We start from the raw sequence: 20,827 nt of genomic DNA on the forward strand, positions 1-20,827 counted from the left end.
CCGGGTCATTTTTTTATGGCAGTAAGGTCTTCAGTTTTTTGCGTGCGGTAACCGACACATCCAGTGGATGGCTGTACCCCATATTCTCAACGGCGCGACTGTAGAGCGCGACCAGCCAGTCATAGACGTAACGGGTTGCAGCATGCACCGGCTGTTCGCCGAGACGCGTCAATCGTTCACCCGTCACCACCGGGGCAGAAACGAAAATTGGCGTGCCTTTCATTACCCGACTGGCAGGACGTTCCGATTCGTTGACCGCAGCATACCCCAGCCAGGCCACAAAGTTACCTGTTTCAGCATACAGTTGGGCCGCACAAGCGGTGTCACGTTGCATGATCTTCTGCAACTGTTCAGCCAAACCTAAACGGTAGCTGGCGACGATCACGATCTCCGCCATGTGCCGCAACGTCGCCGGGGATAAACCCAAACGCGCGGCGTTGTCGTCATTACGGCTCCACTGGCGGACATGATTTACCCACATGGCATGCGCCTGCTGACCTACGTCACGGGCTGACAGGGTGTGTTCAACGTTTTCCGCCGACTCCGCAAAGAGGTCGATGGCTTCGTTAAACAGGCCGCTGACCTGTTCTTCGCGGGGCTGCTGCACCTTCCAGAGATTATCGAACTGTTGCATGTCCGGCATCATGCCTTCGAGCAATTCACCGTGACGAGAGGCATGTGACTGCAACTCGCGCACCACGGTTTCGGCCCGGGTCTTCTGGGCAGCATTTTCTTTAGCCGGTGTATTTACCCAGGCCTGCATCAAATCACGCAGGGCGGCCAGATGGCGTTCACGTAGCGCATTGAAGCGCGCCAGCCTTAACGACGGGGTCGTGGCTTGCGCAAGCCACTCCAGTACCCGTTGCAGACTACTGGCATCCAGTGCCTGCAAGGTACCCCAGTGCTGTCCAGGTTTTCCCACCAGTTGCTGGATGACTTCGTCGAGATTTTGCCCACTGGTGAAACGTGCGTCTTGTGGGGTGATCGTCCAGACGAGACCCGGCAAAGCCGCTTCCTGACCGGACTGTGTCTCTTTAACCCAGTGCAATAGCGCTCTGGCAGTGGTCGTTGTCGCAGAGCGCTGCGACGTTGCGTTGCAAATCAGCAGCACGTCAGGTTGCAACTGCTGGCGATAACTCTCCAGCAGCCAGCGGCATTTGCTGTTCCACAGAGGGTGACCTTCCTCAGGCGCAGGCGTCGGAATATCCAGGATGTCGACCTTCTCCAGCACGATCTCTTCAACCGGCAAAACCAGTTCTTTGGTCAGGAGTGAAAGGGTAGAGAGGGGAATGCTGACCGCATTTTGCAGTTGGGCGTGTGACCAGGGATGAACCACAACTTCGCCAGCCACTTCATCGAAAGAGGCTGGCGCAGGCGTCAGAAAACCTTCGGTTGGCAAGGCAAAATTATCCACCAACAGGCTCAGCGGGGCAGCGAGCTCAGACGCATTGCCGGTCTGGTGCAGCGTGTGCGCCAGAGAGAGCCAGAGCTGCGTCAGCTCCTGATGTTCGCCCCATAACAACGACCACGCACTGGCGCGGGCGCTCAAATCGAGCGACGGTAACAGACAGGCCAGTTGATACCACAGGGCGTCGTCCAGATGTTGCTGCGACGAAGGGACGCAGGCGCGCCAGAAACGTCCAATAGCGCCGACCTCTTCAGCCACCAGCCCCGGCACCGGATTGGGTTGGCGCAGCGCACGCCATTTGGCGAGGCGGCTTTCGACCACTGACTTGTCCACGACCCTCAGGTCAGGCAGCGTCTGTGCATGGGCGATAAATACCTGCACCAGTTCGGCTTCGCTGATTAAGCGCAGACGCAGGGGAAAATTGTCGTCCAGCACGTCACTGTGCCGACTAAAACGCAGCGCCATACTGGTCAGCATGTGGCCTGGATTCAGGTGGGTAAAATAGTCCAGCGTTTTCTCACCCAGTTGCACATTCAGCCGTCCGCTGCCGCTATTACACAGGGCTGCTAGCAAGTGGGCTTTGGCTGCCTGAGCGTGGCCATAGAGTCCGACGGTGCAGGGAGCCCGCGCAGCGCTATCCAGCGCGGTTTCTTGCGCCGTAAAGGCGGTCAGACGTGCCAGCAAGGCATCGGCATCATCTTCCAGTAAGGGGGAAAGCTGACGGTTTTCATTGATCCATGCTCGCAAGGCCTGGGTTGTGTTCATGCTTGCACTCATTTCAGGTACACACTCCCGCTGTCGATCCAATAATGGCTGCCGCTATGGCGGCGGTCGGCCAGCGTATTCAGTTTGAAGGTTAACGCATCGGCAGGTACCGGCGTACCATCCTGAAGCCAGGCCTCGCTCAGAACAAACGACTCTGGCCCGTTGTGTTTGTTACCGCCACTGAATTGTAAACGCACATTGAGTACGCCATCCCCGGCAATGGTTTTTGCCAGCTCAGATGAGTTAATGCTCAGCGTATAGAGCGGTGTGGCTGGCCAGCGAGCATTTGCCAGTTGACGGAAACCGAGGGTAATGTTGCCACGAAGCGGGAAGTGCAGCCGGGCATCCAGTTTGGCGTTGGGTTTATCCAGGTCAATGTCGTGATACCAGATATTCTCATCGCGCAGGGTATTGACCACATTGTCCAGCACGCCAAGGTAGCGCACGGTGGAGTAAGCGCCAATGTCCGCCGCTTTAAAGTTAAAGCGCGGCAGGCGCAAATCCAGTGCCAGACTGCACAACATTGCGCCCACGGCGGCAGTAGATTTCGGGTTACCAATTTTGCCTTGTTGACTGAACGGGTACCACTCATGTACTCGGTACTTATCGAGCCAGATCATGCGGTTAACAGGAACAGGCTGCAGGTGACGAATCAGCGCCTGCACGCCCGGCAGACAACCCGGACGCCCCATGATCAGCAGGATGTCGCAGCAGTAGTGGCTGATGGCTTCACACACAGCATGGAGCGGGGCCGTCAGCGTAAACTGCCCGGCGAGCATGGCATCCTGAAGTTCGCGGAAATTCACCTGCAGCGGAACCGTCAGCACATCAAACTCCAGCGAACCTGACGGCAGGGCGTGATCGATAGCCTGCTTCAGATAGTTCATCACGTTACGGGTCGGCAACTGCTTAAGCAACTCGCCAAAGGTCGCATGCAACCCCGCCAGCGGGTCATTGATATCACTCTCTTCCCATGCCGCCAGAATCGCATGCCCGATGGGCATAAACAGCTGCAGGGTAGTTTGTTGGCGCAACACCGCCTGAGTGTCAATACGACCCGAGTCGCCAAACAGCGTTGCCATCAGCGATGCGGCGTCAGTGATGCCGGCTTTTTGCAAATGCGTTTGCATAGCGGGCAGGACGCAACGCTGGATAATATCCAGCAGGATGTCATCCCCGGCGACCTTAAAGCCTTCGCGGAACAGCAGTTGCGGCGTGATTTTGACATTGCTGCCGGTGCCGTCATCCAGTTGATAATGGGTGATGGCCATGTCGGTAGTGCCCCCGCCAATATCCAGTGAGGCGACGCGCAGAGAGCGGCCAGGACGCGCGCCCTCGGGTTCAACCCGGTCAGGGCGCGCCTGGGCGGCAAAAAAGGTCTCCGTCTGGCCGGAATACCGTGAAATTGCTTCGTTGTACAACCACACCAGTTGACCGCAGCTGGCCTCATCCCACTCCATCTGGATCTGCGGAACCGGCACAACACTTTTATCCTGCTGCTTGCGGTTGGCAAAATCTTCATCCTGCGGGTGCCAGCCCATCGCTTTCCAGACAATCGCTATTGCCTCGAACATACGGCGACGGAAGATTTCACGCTCCTGCTTGGGCATGGCGGATGGCAGAGTGAGGATCAGGGTACGTAGCTGGCGTGGTGACGCCGGGAAGCCCAGACGTAAACGGGTGGCCACGCTGTTCATCTGCCCGAGAGCTTGCGCCAGCAGCTCGCAAAGCATATGCGTCATCAGGGTGCTGCGGCTGTACTGCGGCGAGAAGACCGGCAGGCGTTCATCCAGCGGCAGGGTATAGAGCGGCTGGCCTTCGTCGTTCATCAGGTTCATCAACGGGAACGCCGTCGCCAACGGTTCCCGTTGCGTCTTGCTGTTCATCTGGCTAAAGCGCCAGTCCTGTAAGACCGGGGTTTCATCCCAGAGATAACGGCGCGGGCTGGAAATACCGCTGTTGCCTTCGGTACCCAGACGCTGCATCGCCAGCTTACGGGCTTCATCGCCCACGCGCACAATAGACGGCCAGACAAAGGCATCTTCGCGACCGCTTTCAACAGAAAAGTGCTGCTTGCCAAACCGGGCTTCGGAAAATTCAAGGCGGCTGGTGAACAGGGGCTCATTAAGAAATTGCGGCTCACTCAGGGAGCGTACCTGCAGCTCTGCGGTCTGGCGCAGGCCGTCGTTGGCATCACCATGATCTTCAATGATGACGCCACAGGTATGGGTGTTGCCCACATCAAGGATCAGATCCACCGGGATGGCCGGCGTGCTGAGCGTATGGGTGACTATTTTCACTTCCGGCACCTGAATCTGGGTGCCGAGCAGGGTGAGCAGGTTCAGCCAGTGGGACTGATACTCAAAACTGCGCATTGCCTGGGTGATGTCGCGTTCGCTGCGCGGATCGCTGTGGCTGGCATACTGGAGAAACGCTTCGCGCAACCAGCCGTCCACCCAGGTTTGATCGAGAAAATCGGCCACTTCATCGTCACGCCAGGCCAGCGAAAAACGCGTGCCGTTGAGGATATCGTTCTCCTGCGGCGCGAGGGCGGACGGTGACTGACCATTAATCTGACTGTCGAGGGCAAGCGTAATACGGTGCGTGTTACCGGCACCGTCAGGCTCATTCAGTTTACGGATCTGCACTCGGGCCCAGTTGTCCGGGCCTTCCACGAAGGTGCGGGGTGGATTAAAGCGCAGGAACGGAATGGGCAACCAGACGCCATCAAGAATCGAGAGCGAGGTGTGCAACGACTGCGTGCTCTCCGGCTTGACCACTTCCGGCAGGCTGCCATTACGGCCGGGCAGGGTGTAACGCTCATTGACCAGATCGTAGTCGAGCCGCAGCAACGGACCGTTCGCCGTTTTACGCACAAAACGACCGCTCTGTGCAGACTCTTGTGGCGTCAGACCAAAATCAAGAAACTGTACGCCACTGTTGGCAATCAGGGTGACGCTCTGTTTGTAATCGCAAAGATTGACCAGCATAAATCAGGCACCTGTTTTTCTGAACGTCACGGAAACGGGGGTGTTGGCATCAAATTGCGCGCTGCACTCCGCAACATCATTATTGCCCGCTTTGCAGGCAATTTCTGGCATTGGGTAACGTGTACCGTCGCTGCAACGCGCGGTGCTGCGGCTTTTTATCATCAGCACGCCCGTTTCATGTAAACCGGAAAAGAGGTCGGCACGACAGGAGATGTTGTTTCCCTGAATAATGCGAGCCGTCCCTTTGTTATTCTGGATCTGGAAGCGGATGGTCGGCGCTTTGCCGCTGACCTGATCTTTCACGTCCATCAATACGCGCCAGGTACCGTTAAGGAAACGCGTCGAACCGGTTTTAATCTGCAGCGCATCCATGACCAACGCATCTTTGGGAATCGCGCCGATGATAACAGGCTTAGGCGGTGCGTCGACTTTTTCCACTTTGGGTGCCACGACCTCTGCCTGATGCAGCGGCAGTTGCGCCGCCAGCACCGGTGACGGAACGGCTGGCGGTTCAACCGGAGCAGGCTCTACAGCAGTGGTTTGCGCAACCGGCACTGGCGCGGGTGCGGGGCGGTCTTGCTGATTGAGAATCAGCGGTACTGCTACCGCCGCGATCGCCGCAGCGGCAATCGGTATGGCCCATAATCCATAGCGGCGGCGTTTAACCGGAGCCGGCTCAGGCGCGGTTGGCACTGGTGCAGGTGCTACGGGTTCTGCCAGCGGTTCAACAGGCTCTGGCGGCGGTGTGAATTTTACCGGCGGAACAGGGGTAAGCAGCGGTTCGTCTGCGCTGTCAAAGCTCACAACGGGCACCGGTTCTTCTTCCGGTTCGGGTTCTGGTTCAATGATAACGATCGGCTCAGGGATATCTTCTTTGCGCAGGCACTCAAGCACGTCATCACGGGCGCTTTCATTGAGGTTCACAAAACCCCAGAAGGTAATAACGGGTTTACCATCGACGAGGAAAACGTGGTTCTCACCCGGAAACTGGAGCGCTTTCTCGAGAAGAGAGCCGAACAGTTGTTGTGCGGTTTTCGGCGACTGGATGCATTTGCGACTTAATGACGCTGCGCTATCCAGCGTGCTGTCGAGGTAACGCAGGGCGCGAAAACGCGCCTCTTCCTCTGCGGCTTTCCAGGAGACGGCACGACCTTCAACCGGGGAGTACCAGTCAACACGATCGCCTTCATCATTGACCTGCGGAATAGCCAGGCAGTCAACCAGTGCCTGCTGCTTACGCAGACGCAGAGCTTCACGAATTTGCAGTGCCGAATCAAAGACGGCCTGGCCACCACCACCGACTGCCTGGAAATCATCCAGATCGCCGCTGCGCAAGAGAGTTTTTGCCACGTTTTCATCCCATAGACTTTTTCACGCGTCTACTGTACGCAATGTCATGACAAGCAAACGGCGGAAGAGAGGACAAAACCGTTGAATTCTCGACGCATTGGTCGCGCAGGGACGGCTTGACGACGCGGAGTTTGCTTAAGTTAAATTTTAAATTTTATTTTGCTGAAGATTTCAGCGAAAAACACTGCTTTAGAATAACCTGATAGTGAATCGTTATTTGCCAGTTCACTTCCGCTGTGCTGAGATTAATGCTTCATATAAAAATAAGGTTTCAGACTATGATCGCAAGGAAAACGCTGCTCGCCCTGGCGCTGAGCACATTATTACCGACAGGCGCTGCGTGGGCCGCAAACAACGACACAATTGTTTACTGCTCAGAGGCTTCTCCTGAGTCGTTTAACCCGCAAATCGCCAGCTCTGGCCCGTCATTTGTTGCCAGCTCTCAGGTCCTCTATAACCGCCTGGTCAACTTTGATCCGGAAAAAAATACGCCGGTGCCTTCTCTTGCGACAGACTGGACCATTTCCCCGGACGGTAAAACCTACACCTTTACGTTGCGTCAGGGCGTGAAATTCAATAGCAACAAATTCTTTAAACCGACACGCGATTTTAACGCTGACGATGTTATTTTCTCGGTCATGCGTCAGAAAGACCCTAATCACCCCTATCATAATGTTTCAAAAGGTAATTACGAATATTTCAGCGATGTCGGTCTGGATAAACTGATCACGGAAGTTAAAAAAGTCGACGATAATCACGTTCAGTTTGTGTTGAGTGAGCCAAACGCCGCCTTCCTCGCAGACTGGGGTATGGATTTTGCTTCTATTCTGTCTGCAGAATATGCCGATGCGATGCTGAAAAAAGGCACCCCTGAAAACGTTGATAACTGGCCAATCGGTACCGGGCCTTATGTCTTGCAACAATACAAAGCGGACGCGCAGATTCGTTACCTGGCGAACCCGAACTACTGGGAAGGTGCGGTCCCGACTAAGCACCTGATTTTTGCTATCACCCCGGATGTGCAAACGCGCCTGGCGAAACTGCAGACCAACGAGTGCCAGATTATCCCGGCACCGGCACCGGTGCAGTTCGATCAGATTAAAGGCAATAAAGATCTGACCCTGCATACCGTGGACGCACTGAACGTCGGCTATCTGGCGTTTAACACCGAGAAGAAACCCTTTGATAATGCCTTGGTGCGTCAGGCGCTGAACTACGCGACCGATAAAAAAGCGATCATTGATGCCGTTTTCCTGGGGTCCGCGACGGTAGCGAAATCACCGCTGCCACCGAATATGCTCGGCTACAAGAAAGACCTGAAAGATTACGGTTACGATCCGGAAAAAGCGAAAGCGCTGCTGAAACAGGCTGGGCTGGATAAAGGTTTTGAAACCACTCTGTGGTCAATGCCGGTTCAGCGTCCCTATAACCCGAACTCCCGTCGCATTGCAGAGATGATTCAAAGCGACTGGGCGAAAGTGGGTGTCAAAGCGAAGATTGTCTCTTACGAGTGGGGCGAATACCTTACGGGTATGCGTCGTGGCGAGCACGACACTGCGCTCTTTGGCTGGATGTCCGATAATGGCGATCCGGATAACTTTGCCGATACCCTGCTGGGCTGTAACAGCGTGAAGAGCGGTTCTAATGCCGCACGCTGGTGCGATAAAGCGTATGATGGCCCGGTACAACAGGCCAAACTGACCAGCGATCCGGCGAAACGCGCCGCACTTTACGCTCAGGCTCAAGAGGTGTTTTACGCCGAGGCGCCGTGGATCCCATTGGCGAACGGTAAAACCTTCTACGCCACCCGCAGCAACGTCAGCGGTTACAGCGTCAGTTTGATGGGCAGTGATTTTTCAAAAGCAAAACTGAATTAACAGGAGTTGGCATGTCACATCTGGATGAGGTTGTCGCCCGAGTGGATAGCACCATTGAAGAGAGCGTCATTATTCATATGAATGAATTGCTGGTGGAGTTAAGCAATGATGAAGCGCTGAGCCGGGACGATCGTTACGCCCAGCAACAGCGCCTGCGCCAGGCGATTTTTCATAAGGGGCGTCATCATAAGGAAGAGCTTGAAGCCCGCCATGAGCATCTCACCAAAGGTGGCACCATTCTGTAAGTTCAGAACTGGCGTCTGGCTACCAGCCAGGCGCCAATCACCAGCAAAACGGCACCACATATCGGCCCTGCCAGCGCTTTTAGCGCCACGCCCTGACTTCTCACTACGTCCATTACCAGCCCGCCAATCAACTGACTGGCGACCAGTACCGCGATAGTTGTGGCAGCACCCACATACTGATATCCACTGATACTGGCAAACACAAAAAACGAGCCAAGCAGGCCGGGTATGAGGGTCCACCAGTGCACGGTTGACACCAGCTCACTGAACCCGGCAGTGCCATGCTTTATCAACAAGATACTGACGAACAGCACAATGCCGACCAGCGAGTTGAGCAGCATGGCGATAAGAATGGTGGAGGCGGACTGGGTGATACGCACCATCAGCATGTTTTGCACTACCAGACCGATGCCCGCAGCGACGAGGAAACAGAGTGTCAGCGTCTGATTCATCAGATAGCATCCGGGTCCAGGCGATCGTCAAGCTGGAGTTGCAGGAAGCTGAGATCCAGCCAGCGACCAAATTTGGTGCCAACCTGCGGCATCTGTGCGGTCAGTGTGAAGCCGAGTTTTTGATGCAGATGGATAGACGCCGCATTTTGTGACTCGATCCCGGCAACCATCACGTGTTTGCCGATTTTCCTGGCTTCGTCGATCAATCTGCTCATCAGCGCCTGACCCAATTTCCTTCCCTGATAATCGGGGTGAACATAGACAGAGTGTTCAACGGTATGACGAAAGCCGTCAAATGCGCGCCAGTCGCCAAATGAGGCGTAACCTGTTACAACACCGTTTTCTTCACTGACCAGCACCGGGTAACCCAGTAATGCCCGTGCCTCGAACCAGGCGATGCGGTTGTCTGCATCGACCGTTTTATCATTCCAGATAGCCGCGGTGTGCAGTACCGCATGGTTGTATATTTCCGCGATAGCGGCACAGTCCTCTTTTAAGGCATATCGAATGTTCATGCTTAAGTTGAACCTCAGTGGTTGTTCACTATAGTATTACGATATGAATACTATCTCAGACAATATAAATCAACGGATCAGTGCGCGAATTCGCGTTGAGCGTGAGTCAAGAGGCTGGTCGCTGAGCGACTTAGCCGAACGGGCAGGGGTTTCGCGCGCCATGATTCATAAAATTGAACGCGGTGAGAGTAGCCCGACGGCGGCGCTGCTTGCGCGTCTTTCCGGCGCATTCGGTATCAGCATGTCTACGCTGATTGCCCGGGCAGAAATGCAGGAGGGGAAACTGCTGCGTTTTGCCGATCAGCCGGTCTGGCGCGATCCGCAAAGCCATTATCTGCGTCGTCATCTTTCACCGAAGGGCGATATTCCTATCGATCTGGTGCACATCGAGCTTCCCGGTGGTAGCGATATCCCGATGCCTGCTTCCGCTTACCTGCACGCCCGCCAGTTAATTTGGTTGCAGGCGGGGGAGTTGGTGTTCGTCGAAGGGGAAACGCGCCATGAAATGAAAGCGGGTGACTGCCTGGAGCTGGGGCCGCCGAACGATTGCCGTTTCATCAACGAAACAACCGAAACCTGTTATTACCTTATTGTGCGACTAAACCCAGCCAGCGCGTAATGACAACGGCTCCCTAAGTGCCAGGGTTTAGGCTGTCACCCCCCAATCTTCGTGAGTTCGATAAGTGCGCACGTTTGGAGGATACATCCTATTATCTATACATCTTTTTGGCACTGGAGAACTTTATGACGCAAGAACGCGAACATAACCGCCGTTGGGTACTGGCTTCTCGCCCAAAAGGCGCGCCGGTTGCAGACAATTTTCGGCTGGAAAAGCATGCCGTCGCGACGCCTGAAGAGGGCCAGCTCCTGCTGCGTACCGTCTATCTTTCACTTGACCCCTATATGCGCGGACGCATGAGCGATGCGCCATCCTACTCCCCGCCGGTGGCTATCGGTGAGGTAATGTGTGGTGCCACTGTCAGTCGGGTGGTTGCGTCACATCATCCTGACTTCCAGACAGGGGAGTGGGTCCTCGGCTACAGCGGCTGGCAGGACTATGAGATTTCAAACGGCGAAGGGCTGGTTAAGCTTGGGGACAACCCGCAGCATCCGTCCTGGGCTCTGGGTATCCTGGGTATGCCGGGCTTTACCGCCTATATGGGCTTGCTGGACATCGGTCAGCCAAAAGCGGGTGAGACGCTGGTGGTGGCGGCTGCCACCGGGCCGGTCGGCGCAACGGTTGGGCAAATCGGAAAGATCAAAGGATGCCGTGTGGTGGGCGTCGCTGGCGGCGCGGAGAAATGTCGCCACGCCGTCGAGGTGCTTGGCTTTGACGCTTGTCTGGATCACCGTGCGGATGACTTTGCCGAGCAACTCGCCCAGGCCTGCCCGCAGGGTATTGATGTCTATTTCGAAAATGTCGGCGGCGCGGTCTTCGATGCGGTGTTGCCATTATTGAACACTTCCGCCCGTATTCCATTATGTGGTCTGGTCAGTGGTTATAATTCGACTGAATTACCCGCAGGCCCGGACAGGGTTCCATTATTAATGGCCACCCTATTGAAAAAACGGATACGATTGCAGGGCTTTATTATTAGCCAGGATTATGGTCACCGTATTGACGAATTTCAGCATGACATGTCGCAATGGATTTCTGAAGGGAAAATCCATTATCGCGAACAGATTATCGATGAACTTGAAAGCGCCCCTGAGTCATTTATCGGGATGCTGGCAGGGAAAAACTTCGGTAAAGTTGTGATTCAGGTTGGTGCCGCAGACTAAGATGATGATGACGGTGAAAAACCGTCATCATATTTCGTGCAAAATTTTTAAAAACAGCTTTAATTAACCATATATCAGGAATCGATGACCTCACGGTAAGGATTCCTGATAGTTGTGCATAATAAATAACTAATCGTTCTAACATTCTCGTGACAATCCAATACCAGGCATGCTTTTGCATAATATATCCTAGGGACATTATGATTACGGACAGGCTACAAGGCTGATAATTAATAAGATTTTTTTACAGGATACTCTCATGCTTGATTTGGAAAAAGCGCAACGAACAAGCCTTACTATGCAAGTAGAGGCAAGTTTAAAAAGTGCGCTTATTATTGGTGCGTTAAAACCTGGCGCACGCCTCATTACTAAAGAAATTGCCGATCAACTTGGCACCAGTATTACGCCGGTCAGAGAAGCATTACTGCGTCTTGTTTCTGCCGGAGCGCTTCATGCCACACCGGCCCAGGCATTTTTAGTGCCTGAAGTTAATCTCGAACGCTACAGCGAAATTAATCATATCCGCAAAAATCTGGAAGGAATGGCAGTGCGTGCTGCGAGTCAAAATATGACCCCGGCTATCCTCCATGAATTACGCAGTCTCGCGGATATTTTCCATGAAGCCGTTAAAAGCGGGAATACGGAGCTCTCTTTACAAACCAATCGTGTATTTCGCTTTGCGGTTTATCATTATGCGGGAATGCCCACTTTGTCGGCATTAATCGAACAGCTGTGGGTGCGTATCGGCCCATGCTTTAATTATCTTTATCCTTCATCAAATGAGTTAACTCGCGGGCATGATTATGGCGATTTATTAACCGCCCTGGAGAAAGGGGATGGTGCTGCCAGCGAGAAGGCCCTGTGGCGAGCGATTGATGATGGCGCTATCATTTTACGCAAACAGTTTTCTCGCTGACGGCGCCTCAGCCTGAAAAAGAGTGCCACAATTTTTCACAACCTCCCGCATGCTCCTCACGGCTAATTTGCTGTAGAGGAGCATCTACATCACACTTTTCGCTCCCACATCACCTTTTCTCTGAAAAACGAATCCGTATTGCCGATAAGGTTTTAGTGCGCAGTCAGGCGCTAACATTGTTGTCAGCAAGGAGTCCCGGATGTCTTTCAGCCAAGGGTTGAGCAATATCAATATCAGTAAAAAATTATCGGTAGGATTCGGCGTGGTCCTGTTCCTGGTCGCCATTGCAACCGTTCTGAGCGTGTTACGATTCAAAGAAATCCGCGACGTCTATGAAAAAACCAATCTGATTTACAACGTCAATATCGAAGTCTTTCAGGCTAAAATTAACCGTCTTAAGTATCTTTATGGCGATGACAAAGCGGGGCAGCTAATGGCTGGCTTTGTTAAACATGCCTCCGAACTCACTGCCAGCGCCGAAGAGATGAGCTGGACCGAAAAAGAGAAAGGTTACCTCAGCGCGCTCAATGGCCATCTGACCCAATTCCAGTCCAGCGTAAGTGAGATGCAGCAGGCCACCAATGCCCTGAATGCCGTGCGTTCTTCATTGGATAACTTGGCAGCGGAGGATCAAAAACCCCGCTTTACGACCCTCATCCGTACGCCCGTAGCGGATAGCGCGGTTTCTGGCCAAATCTTTGATCAGCTGATTAACATCAGCAGCATCCGTGATGCGGCACTGGTGCTTCGCTTCAGCCCAACCAAAGAGGCGCGTGCTGCGCTGGACAAGAATTTTAACGAAACGAAAGCCTCCCTCCAGTCGGTCTCTGCTCAGTTACCGAGTGAAATCCAGGCCCCTCTGGAGGCTCTTTGGGCTGATACGAGTAAGTATTACGATCTCAGCGTGAACTATTATGTCGCCGTGCAGGGGCTGAAACTCGCTGAAGATAAGGTGAAATCAGGTGGTGATGAAAGCAGTGCCGACATTAAACAGCTACTGGGTCTTGTTAAAACGCATAATGACGCGTTGGCAAACACGTCCAGTACCATTGCCGCGATTATTGGCCTGATTGCCATTCTGATTGGTGTGATGGTGTCCTGGTGGATCATCCGCCAGATTACCCGTCCGGTGGTGCACAACCTGGCGCTGGCCGAGCGTATCGCCAGCGGCGACCTGAGTTCACAGATTACAGCGCATAGTCAGGATGAACTGGGCAAGCTTACCGGTGCGATGGGCCGTATGAACAGCAAATTGCGTGAGATGATTTTCGAAGTGCGTAACAGCGTGTCGCAGGTTTCACGTGCAGCAACAGAAATCGCCGAAGGCAATACCGATTTATCTTCTCGCACCGAGCAGCAGGCGGCGGCGGTGGTGGAAACGGCGGCCAGCATGGAAGAGCTGACTGCAACGGTGAAAAACAACGCCGACAATGCCCGAAACGCCAGCCGCCTTGCCGCACAGGCGTCCTCGACGGCCAGTGAAGGCGGGCAGGTGATGCGTGAGGTGGTCAACACCATGAACGACATCAATACCAGCTCCAGTAAAATTGCCGATATCACCGCCGTCATCAATAGCATCGCTTTCCAGACCAATATTTTGGCTTTGAACGCAGCGGTAGAGGCTGCACGTGCAGGGGAACAAGGGCGTGGTTTTGCGGTGGTGGCCAGCGAAGTTCGCAACCTCTCTCAGCGCAGTTCTCAGGCAGCAAAAGATATTGAACATTTAATCAGTGAGTCGGTTTCACGAATCACCAAAGGCAGTGACCTGGTGGTCAAAGCCGGCGCGACCATGGATGAAGTGGTGCAATCAGTGACGCGGGTAAACGACATTATGGGCGAGATTTCCTCAGCATCTGAAGAGCAAAGCCGGGGTATTGAGCAGATTGCGCGTGCAGTGAGCGAGCTTGACAGCACGACGCAGCAGAATGCGTCGCTGGTAAGTGAGTCCTCAACGGCAGCCGGTTCGCTGGAAGAACAGGCTCGCCTGCTGGAACAGCTGGTGGCGACCTTCCGGCTTGAGGCAGGGGGCGAGCTGGCGTCTTCAGTGCAGCCGTTGCTGCGCCCGGCATTGAAGGCGCAATCTCGTGCGAAAGCGCCCGAGAGTCGGGATGAGGGCTGGACGACGTTCTGATTAAGGTTTCACCTGCTGGCGGGTTTTTCCCTCTCCCCGTGGGGTGAGGGGAGCAGGCGGCACCGAAGGTAGTTACGTTCACTTCCAGATCTGCTGAATCAACGGGGGGCTCGCTTTTCTCCCTCGCCCCACCGGGGAGAGGGCTGGGGTGAGGGGAAACGGGCGGCACCGAGGTGTGTTCCGTTCACCGCCAGATCTGCTGAATCAACGGGGGGCTCGCTTTTCTCCCTCGCCCCATCGGGGAGAGGGCTGGGGTGAGGGGAAACGGGCGGCACCGAGGTGTGTTCCGTTCACTTCCAGACCGGCTGAACATACCGAAACCGTCACCCGTGAACGTGCAAAGGGGGCCGCCGCGGCCCCCTTTGCAATCCCCGCGGCCCCGCACGGAAACCGGTGCTGCGCACTGCGCTCACCTCCCGGCCCTCAGCCTGCGGCCGGTTTGACTCGCCGTCCTGGCTCGACAAACCTCTGCCCGCCCTCCCTGGCGGCCAGACCTTGTCTTCCGGCCTCCGGCTCGCCGGTTTCAGCGGGGACACAACACCCTCGCTGTAAGCCTGAAGCTAAATGAAAAAAGGCATGGCTGTCGCGTTTTTATAAAAGCGAAATCGGAGTTGCCTTTAATACAGTGACATACAGCGAGGGTTTCTGGTCCGGCTGAAAATCGACGAAGCGTATCCGTAAGGCCGGGGCGACGCGCAGGGATGCGCGGCGAGGGCGACTTTACAGGGAGGTTACCTTCGCCCGTCCCCGATTAGCCTGAAGGAATATGCGTAGTGGACCGCGTCAGCGGCGATTTTCCTGGCCGGGAGCCCGGGTCGCCAGGGTGGTGGCGGTGAACCACCCTGGCACGTTCACGGGTTCTGGCGTTATAGAAAAGCAAGGAACATAAGGTGAACGGAATGACCATCGGAGCTGCATTTTCCCCCCTCACCCTAACCCTCTCCCTCAAGGGAGAGGGGACCGCTCGTGCTCGCATTTATTTGTGGGGATCGCTCAGCCCTCAAGGGCGAGGGGACCGCTCGTGCTCGCATTTTTTCTGGGGATCCCTCAGTCCCTTGGGAGAGGGGACCGATCGTGTTCCAACTTAAACAACTGAATCACTCAAACCGATATGCCACCGACAGCCCCACCCCATAATTTCGTCCCGGAGCTGGCTCGTAATAACGCCCATTCGACTCATTCACAATCACTGAACCGACGTACTCACGATCGAACAGGTTATCTACACGGCCAAACAGATCCATACCCCAGTTACCGTAGTTAAATTTGTACCCGGTGTTCAGACCGACCACCGTCCAGGAGGGGGCAATGGCCGTATTTTCATCGTCGGCCGCGATATTGCTCAGATAACGAATATCCGCCCCGGCGTACCAACCCTCTTCCGGCACATAACCCAATGAGGCAAAGCCCATATTGCGGGCAATTCCCGGAATACGATTGCCGTTGCAGTCACTGTCGTTACAGACATCATCGCTGCGGTAGGTGGCATCGAGGTAAGTCCAGGCGACTTTCGCCCGCCAGTTACCAGCAAACTGCTGATCGAGCGACATTTCCGCTCCCTGACGACGGGTTTTACCGGCATTTTTATAGGTCGTGCGGCCACCGCTGCTGGTATCCGTAACCAGTTCGTTGTCCGTGTCGGTACGGAACAGCGCCGCACTCAGCAAGCCATTACCGATTCGTGTTTTGCTGCCAATCTCTACCGTGTCGCTGGTTGCAGGTTTCAGACCGAAGTTCAGCCCGCTCTGACCGTTGGAGCGGTAAGAGAGTTCGTTAATGGTCGGCGTTTCAAAGCCACGTCCGGCTGCGGCATACAGGTTCCAGCTATCGGTCACCGCATACTTCAGTGAACCCGCCGGCAGCCATTTATGATAATTCGCTTCGCCACTGTCATCGCCATTGGTGGCGGTGATATAGCGATCGTTGGAGTCAAACCAGACGTTGCTGTAGCGTACTCCCGCATCCAGTGACAGCTTCGACGTGAGCTGCCAGCTGGTTTGCAGATAAGGGTCGACGTTCCACATCAGGTTACGTTCGTTGCGGCGTAAATGACCTTCGCGGCCATAATCCGGCGCGCCGTTGACCATCACGAAGTTTTCAAAGCCTTTGCGCTGCTCGCTCATGTTTTCATAATTCAGGCCCCCGGTCACGGTTACCGGAATAACCAGCTCACCGCGATGGGTCCAGCGGGTATCAATGCCCTGATAATGACGCGTCAGGTCGATAACGCCCCCGGCATGCGTTGGATTCAACTGTGGCGCACGAGGAATCGACTGGAACTGCGTGGTTTCGCGCTCTCCGGCGTACATCGTGACGCTAAAGTCATCCTGCTCGCTGAACTGACGATCGTAACGCAGCCCGGCCTGCGTCTGTTTTACCGTTTTACGGGTGTTGTATTGCTCAGCCCGAGGAGACTGGCGAGGGTTATCGCGCCATTCGTCGCGCGTCAGTCCGCCCGGATCGTTCGCTTTGATGTCGACACTATTAAACATCAGCGTCAGCTTGCTGACCTCGTCAATACGCACGCCCAATTTTGCATTGGCCAGATTTTTACGGGCCTCGCTGCGGTCGCGGTAGCCGTGCGTCGTGAAACGGGTGGTAGAAACGGTGTAATCCACATCGCCTGGTTGTGTGCCGTTACCGACCGCACCTGTGGCTTTGGTGCCATAACGCCAGCTTCCGTAACTGCCGTAATAACTGCTGGCTTCGAGCGTGGTTGGCTGGCGTCCGGTTTCGGTTTTCACATTCACCACGCCACCCGACGCATTGCCATAGAGAGCAGAGAAGGGGCCGCGTAACACTTCAACACTGTCCACGCTGTTGAGATCGATATTCGATGTCTGACCCTGACCATCCGGCATGGTGGCGGGAATGCCATCAACATAAAGACGAATACCGCGAACGCCGTAGGTCGAGCGCGAACCAAAACCGCGAATAGAGAGCTGGAGATCCTGGGCGTAGTTCTGACGATTCTGTACCTGGAGTCCCGGCACGCTCGACAGTGATTCCGAAAGATTAATCTGCGGCGTCGCGTGACGCATATCCTCGCCGTTGACCACGCTGACGGCGGCTGGCGTGTCCAGCTCAGAGACGCCTTCGGGAGCAGCGCTGACGATCATCGTCTGTTCGTTGTCCGCGGCCCACACGGCAGGGGAAAGTAAAACAGGCAGGAGAAGCGCAATTCTTGAAACAGCGAAAGTATTCATGTGTAAACCAGGTTAAGAGACGAACCAAATGGAACATGTCGGTAATGTTAATGTTTTAAACAAAATATGAAAACTTAAACGGCACATTACGTTAATACAAAGTGTAGGAAAAAAGGAGAAGGGTAAAGGAAGTGTAATTTACTCTCCACATTGTGACTCATAATGATTACTATTCTCAGTTACAAGGCGATGCCATGACGTCGTCGAAAGGACAGCATGTGAAGCAGCAATAAACGTAATAACGCCATTATCAAAGGGAGTCGTCATGTCTTTACGTCATTTATGCACACCGCGTCTGCGTGGTTCTCTGTTACTCGGATCTTTGCTGTTTGCGGGGGCCTTCAGCGCTCAGGCGGCAGACGAGATGCTGCGCAAAGCGGTGGGCAAAGGTGCCTATGAGATGGCATACAGCCAACAGGAAAATGCGTTGTGGGTTGCCACTTCACAAAGCCGCAAACTGGACAAGGGTGGGGTGGTTTACCGTCTGGATCCGGTGTCGCTTGAAGTGACTCAGGTCATTCATAATGATCTGAAACCGTTTGGCGCGACCATTAACAATCGTACGCAAACGCTTTGGTTTGGTAATACCACCAACAGTGCCGTCACCGCGGTTGATGCCAAAACCGGTGAGGTAAAAGGCCGCCTGGTGCTGGATGATCGTAAACGCAGTGAAACTGTGCGCCCGCTGCAACCGCGCCAGTTAGCGGTGGATGAAGCGACTAACACCGTTTACATCACCGGCATCGGTAAAGAGAGCGTCGTCTGGGTCGTGGACGGTGAGTCGATGAAACTGAAAGCGACCATTGCCAATACCGGCACCTTCAGTACGGGACTTGCCGTGGATTCGTCAGCCAAACGCCTGTACAGCACCAACGCTGACGGTGAACTGGTGACTATCGATACCGCCACTAATAGCGTGTTAAGCCGTAAAAAACTGCAGGATGATGGCAAAGAGCACTTCTACCTGAACCTCAGCCTTGATACCGCCGGTCACCGTGCTTTTATTACTGACTCTAAAGAGCCAGAGGTGCTGGTCGTGGATATTCGCGATGGCAAAGTGCTGGAGAAAGTGGCCGCGCCTGAGTCTCTGGCGGTGCTGTTTAACCCAACCCGCAATGAAGCCTATGTGACGCATCGCAAAGCCGGTAAGGTCAGCGTAATTGACGCTAAAACCTATAAAGTGGTGAAAACTTTCGATACGCCGACTTACCCGAACAGCCTGGTGCTCTCCCCGGATGGTAAGACGCTGTATGTCAGCGTGAAACAGGCCTCCACCAAGGAGAAAGAGGCAACCGATCCAGATGACGTGATTCGCATAGCGCTGTAAATCACATCCATAAAAAAAGCCAGCCGGTGAAGACCTGGCTGGCTTTTTTGTGACGTTAAACGCCGTTAATTATTTTGCGGTTTCTTCTACCAGCGGGGCATCTGCGGCAGGGCCCGCCTGGGCAACCGGTGCGGTGCTGTGGATAGCGGCAACGCGTTTACGCACGCCAAACCAGCCGACGACCAGCAGAATCACCAGTACCGGAAGACAGCCGATGGTCAGGGTGCCGTTCGGGTAGTCAAACGCCATCAGAACCAACACGCTGAACAGGAACAGCAGAGTCAACCAGGAGGTGAACGGTGCACCCGGCATCTTAAAGCTCACTTCCGCCGCGCGACCTTCTTTAATGGCTTTACGCAGACACATCTGGCAGACCACGATAAAGGCCCAGGAGGCAATGATGCCAACGGACGCCTGGTTCAGAACAATTTCAAACACCTGAGCAGGTACCAGATAGTTCAGGAACACGCCTACTACATAGACCGCCAGCGTCGCGAGAATGCCTGCATAGGGCACATGCTGTTTGCTCATTTTGGACATGAACTTCGGCGCAGAACCCCCCATCGACATTGAGCGCAGGATACGTCCGGTGCAGTAAAGGCCTGAGTTCAGGCTGGAGAGCGCAGCGGTCAGTACCACGATGTTCATCACATCGCCCATGTACGGCACGCCCAGTTTAGAGAAGAAGGTCACGAAGGGGCTCTGACCTGGCTGATACGCCATCCACGGCAGCAGCAGAACCAGCAGCACAACGGAACCGACATAGAACAGGCCAATACGCCAGATGACGCTGTTAATCGCTCTCGGTACGGTTTTTTCCGGGTCTTTACATTCCCCGGCGGCCGTACCAACAAATTCAATGGAGGCGAAAGCGAAGACCACACCCTGGATTAACACCAGCGCGGGCAGCAGACCATGCGGGAAGAAACCGCCGTTATCGGTGATGAGATGGAAACCTGTGGCATTGCCATCCAGCGGTTTACCGGAGCCGAGGAAAATCGTGCCGACCACCAGAAATGCAACAATCGCCAGCACTTTCACCAGGGCGAACCAGAACTCCATTTCGGCAAACCACTTCACGCCGATCATGTTCATGGTGCCGACAATGGCCAACGCACCCAGTGCAAAGACCCATTGTGGAACATCACCAAAGGCACCCCAATAGTGCATATATAACGCAACGGCGGTGATATCCACGATACCGGTCATCGCCCAGTTGACGAAATACATCCAGCCCGCCACATAGGCGGCTTTCTCGCCCAGAAACTCACGGGCGTAGGAGACGAAGCTACCACTGGAAGGGCGGTGTAAAACCAGTTCACCCAGCGCACGTAAAATAAAGAAGGAGAAGATACCGCAGACCAGATAAACGATAGCCAGTGACGGCCCCGCCATCTGCAGACGCGCGCCTGCGCCTAAAAATAACCCTGTGCCAATTGCACCGCCGATGGCAATCATCTGCACCTGGCGGTTACCCATTGCTTTGTTGTAACCCTCTTCATGAGAGTTTAACCAACGTCGTTTCGCGGCCTGATGTTCCGCCGCGTTATGCTCGGTTTTTTTCATTATGTACCTGTTGACCTGTCTGAACCTTTTGGGAATTCCTCGCCCCCGACAGCGCGAAAACCAAACGTTTGCCCCGCCGGGAAAGTGCTCTGTCCTTTCAATCATTCTACGTATGAATAAGACAAAACATGGCGCAGCATCCTACCCGCAATTTTTTACCGACGCAAAAGATACCCGATGAAAAACCGATGATGATAAGTCGAAATTGTGAAGTCGCCAGCAGTCAGTAGATTAAGCGATTACGCAGGGTAAAATTCCCCGCAGAATTGACTAAATATGCCCTGGAGAGGCGTAAGT

General features: G+C 54.5%; 14 protein-coding genes. 7 read left to right on the forward strand and 7 right to left on the reverse strand.

From position 1 onward, the window contains the following. Window positions 1-13 precede the first annotated feature (13 nt). The 3 genes from ACUY4Q_RS11325 to ACUY4Q_RS11335 are packed head-to-tail and all read right to left on the reverse strand — an operon-like array spanning window position 14 to window position 6,513. The gene (locus ACUY4Q_RS11325) at window positions 14-2,185 is read right to left on the reverse strand and encodes a virulence factor SrfC family protein (RefSeq protein WP_458047108.1); all 2,172 of its coding nucleotides are present in this window, start codon (window positions 2,183-2,185) and stop codon (window positions 14-16) included. Further along, window positions 2,182-5,163 (reverse strand): virulence factor SrfB, encoded by a 2,982-nt coding sequence (locus ACUY4Q_RS11330; protein WP_458047109.1) that lies wholly within the window; start codon window positions 5,161-5,163, stop codon window positions 2,182-2,184. Before ACUY4Q_RS11330 ends, ACUY4Q_RS11325 begins: the two co-directional genes overlap by 4 nt. 3 nt (window positions 5,164-5,166) lie before the next feature. After that, window positions 5,167-6,513: an SrfA family protein gene (locus ACUY4Q_RS11335; protein WP_458047110.1), complete on the reverse strand. Its 1,347-nt coding sequence runs from the start codon at window positions 6,511-6,513 to the stop codon at window positions 5,167-5,169. A gap of 278 nt (window positions 6,514-6,791) precedes the next feature. Between ACUY4Q_RS11335 and ACUY4Q_RS11340 the strand changes: the two genes are divergently transcribed. Both ACUY4Q_RS11340 and ACUY4Q_RS11345 read left to right on the forward strand, forming a co-directional pair. Next, on the forward strand, window positions 6,792-8,390 hold the full coding sequence (locus ACUY4Q_RS11340) for an ABC transporter substrate-binding protein (RefSeq protein ID WP_458047111.1): 1,599 nt from the start codon (window positions 6,792-6,794) through the stop codon (window positions 8,388-8,390). A gap of 11 nt (window positions 8,391-8,401) precedes the next feature. After that, a complete protein-coding gene (locus tag ACUY4Q_RS11345; protein WP_458047112.1) occupies window positions 8,402-8,635 on the forward strand; it encodes a DUF2526 family protein in 234 nt (77 codons plus the stop codon). Between the two features lie 2 nt (window positions 8,636-8,637). On the opposite strand, the gene ACUY4Q_RS11350 is transcribed toward ACUY4Q_RS11345, so the two are convergent. Further along, entirely contained in the window at window positions 8,638-9,087 is a 450-nt protein-coding gene (locus ACUY4Q_RS11350; RefSeq protein WP_458047113.1) for a DMT family transporter, read from the reverse strand. Further along, window positions 9,087-9,602, reverse strand: a complete 516-nt coding sequence (locus ACUY4Q_RS11355) for a GNAT family N-acetyltransferase (RefSeq protein ID WP_458047114.1) — start codon at window positions 9,600-9,602, stop codon at window positions 9,087-9,089. The genes ACUY4Q_RS11350 and ACUY4Q_RS11355 overlap by 1 nt, the downstream gene beginning before the upstream one ends. Window positions 9,603-9,645: 43 nt before the next feature. On the opposite strand from ACUY4Q_RS11355, the gene ACUY4Q_RS11360 reads away from it, so the two are divergent. The 4 genes from ACUY4Q_RS11360 (at window position 9,646) to ACUY4Q_RS11375 (ending at window position 14,431) form a co-directional block, all read left to right on the forward strand. Beyond that, the gene (locus ACUY4Q_RS11360) at window positions 9,646-10,221 is read left to right on the forward strand and encodes a helix-turn-helix domain-containing protein (protein ID WP_458047115.1); all 576 of its coding nucleotides are present in this window, start codon (window positions 9,646-9,648) and stop codon (window positions 10,219-10,221) included. Between the two features lie 125 nt (window positions 10,222-10,346). After that, window positions 10,347-11,384: an NADPH-dependent curcumin/dihydrocurcumin reductase gene (gene curA / locus ACUY4Q_RS11365; RefSeq protein WP_458047116.1), complete on the forward strand. Its 1,038-nt coding sequence runs from the start codon at window positions 10,347-10,349 to the stop codon at window positions 11,382-11,384. A gap of 259 nt (window positions 11,385-11,643) precedes the next feature. Further along, a complete protein-coding gene (locus ACUY4Q_RS11370) occupies window positions 11,644-12,300 on the forward strand; it encodes a GntR family transcriptional regulator (RefSeq protein ID WP_458047117.1) in 657 nt (218 codons plus the stop codon). 199 nt (window positions 12,301-12,499) lie between these two features. Beyond that, a complete protein-coding gene (locus ACUY4Q_RS11375; protein ID WP_458047118.1) occupies window positions 12,500-14,431 on the forward strand; it encodes a methyl-accepting chemotaxis protein in 1,932 nt (643 codons plus the stop codon). Between the two features lie 1,097 nt (window positions 14,432-15,528). Here the strand turns inward: ACUY4Q_RS11375 and pqqU are convergent. Further along, entirely contained in the window at window positions 15,529-17,637 is a 2,109-nt protein-coding gene (gene pqqU, locus ACUY4Q_RS11380; RefSeq protein ID WP_458047119.1) for a TonB-dependent receptor PqqU, read from the reverse strand. A 265-nt stretch (window positions 17,638-17,902) separates the two neighbouring features. Here pqqU and yncE point away from each other — a divergent pair, with 265 nt between their 5' ends. After that, window positions 17,903-18,964, forward strand: coding sequence for a 7-bladed beta-propeller protein YncE (gene yncE, locus ACUY4Q_RS11385; protein WP_458047120.1), 1,062 nt, complete (start codon window positions 17,903-17,905; stop codon window positions 18,962-18,964). A 69-nt stretch (window positions 18,965-19,033) separates the two neighbouring features. Here yncE and ansP read toward each other — a convergent pair whose 3' ends face one another. Beyond that, complete coding sequence (gene ansP / locus ACUY4Q_RS11390) at window positions 19,034-20,530, reverse strand: L-asparagine permease (protein ID WP_458047121.1); 1,497 nt, start codon at window positions 20,528-20,530, stop codon at window positions 19,034-19,036. Window positions 20,531-20,827 lie beyond the last annotated feature (297 nt).

It is taken from the genome of Phytobacter cepae, from assembly GCF_054165735.1.

Excerpts from the sequence above, each read along its gene's own strand:
- pqqU (WP_458047119.1), bottom strand. The coding sequence starts at position 17,637 with ATGAATACTTTCGCTGTTTCAAGAATTGCGCTTCTCCTGCCTGTTTTA.
- ACUY4Q_RS11350 (WP_458047113.1), bottom strand. The coding sequence starts at position 9,087 with ATGAATCAGACGCTGACACTCTGTTTCCTCGTCGCTGCGGGCATCGGT.
- ACUY4Q_RS11340 (WP_458047111.1), top strand. The coding sequence starts at position 6,792 with ATGATCGCAAGGAAAACGCTGCTCGCCCTGGCGCTGAGCACATTATTA.
- ACUY4Q_RS11345 (WP_458047112.1), top strand. The coding sequence starts at position 8,402 with ATGTCACATCTGGATGAGGTTGTCGCCCGAGTGGATAGCACCATTGAA.
- ACUY4Q_RS11375 (WP_458047118.1), top strand. The coding sequence starts at position 12,500 with ATGTCTTTCAGCCAAGGGTTGAGCAATATCAATATCAGTAAAAAATTA.
- ACUY4Q_RS11370 (WP_458047117.1), top strand. The coding sequence starts at position 11,644 with ATGCTTGATTTGGAAAAAGCGCAACGAACAAGCCTTACTATGCAAGTA.
- ACUY4Q_RS11330 (WP_458047109.1), bottom strand. The coding sequence starts at position 5,163 with ATGCTGGTCAATCTTTGCGATTACAAACAGAGCGTCACCCTGATTGCC.
- ACUY4Q_RS11355 (WP_458047114.1), bottom strand. The coding sequence starts at position 9,602 with ATGAACATTCGATATGCCTTAAAAGAGGACTGTGCCGCTATCGCGGAA.
- curA (WP_458047116.1), top strand. The coding sequence starts at position 10,347 with ATGACGCAAGAACGCGAACATAACCGCCGTTGGGTACTGGCTTCTCGC.
- ansP (WP_458047121.1), bottom strand. The coding sequence starts at position 20,530 with ATGAAAAAAACCGAGCATAACGCGGCGGAACATCAGGCCGCGAAACGA.
- ACUY4Q_RS11360 (WP_458047115.1), top strand. The coding sequence starts at position 9,646 with ATGAATACTATCTCAGACAATATAAATCAACGGATCAGTGCGCGAATT.
- ACUY4Q_RS11325 (WP_458047108.1), bottom strand. The coding sequence starts at position 2,185 with ATGAGTGCAAGCATGAACACAACCCAGGCCTTGCGAGCATGGATCAAT.
- yncE (WP_458047120.1), top strand. The coding sequence starts at position 17,903 with ATGTCTTTACGTCATTTATGCACACCGCGTCTGCGTGGTTCTCTGTTA.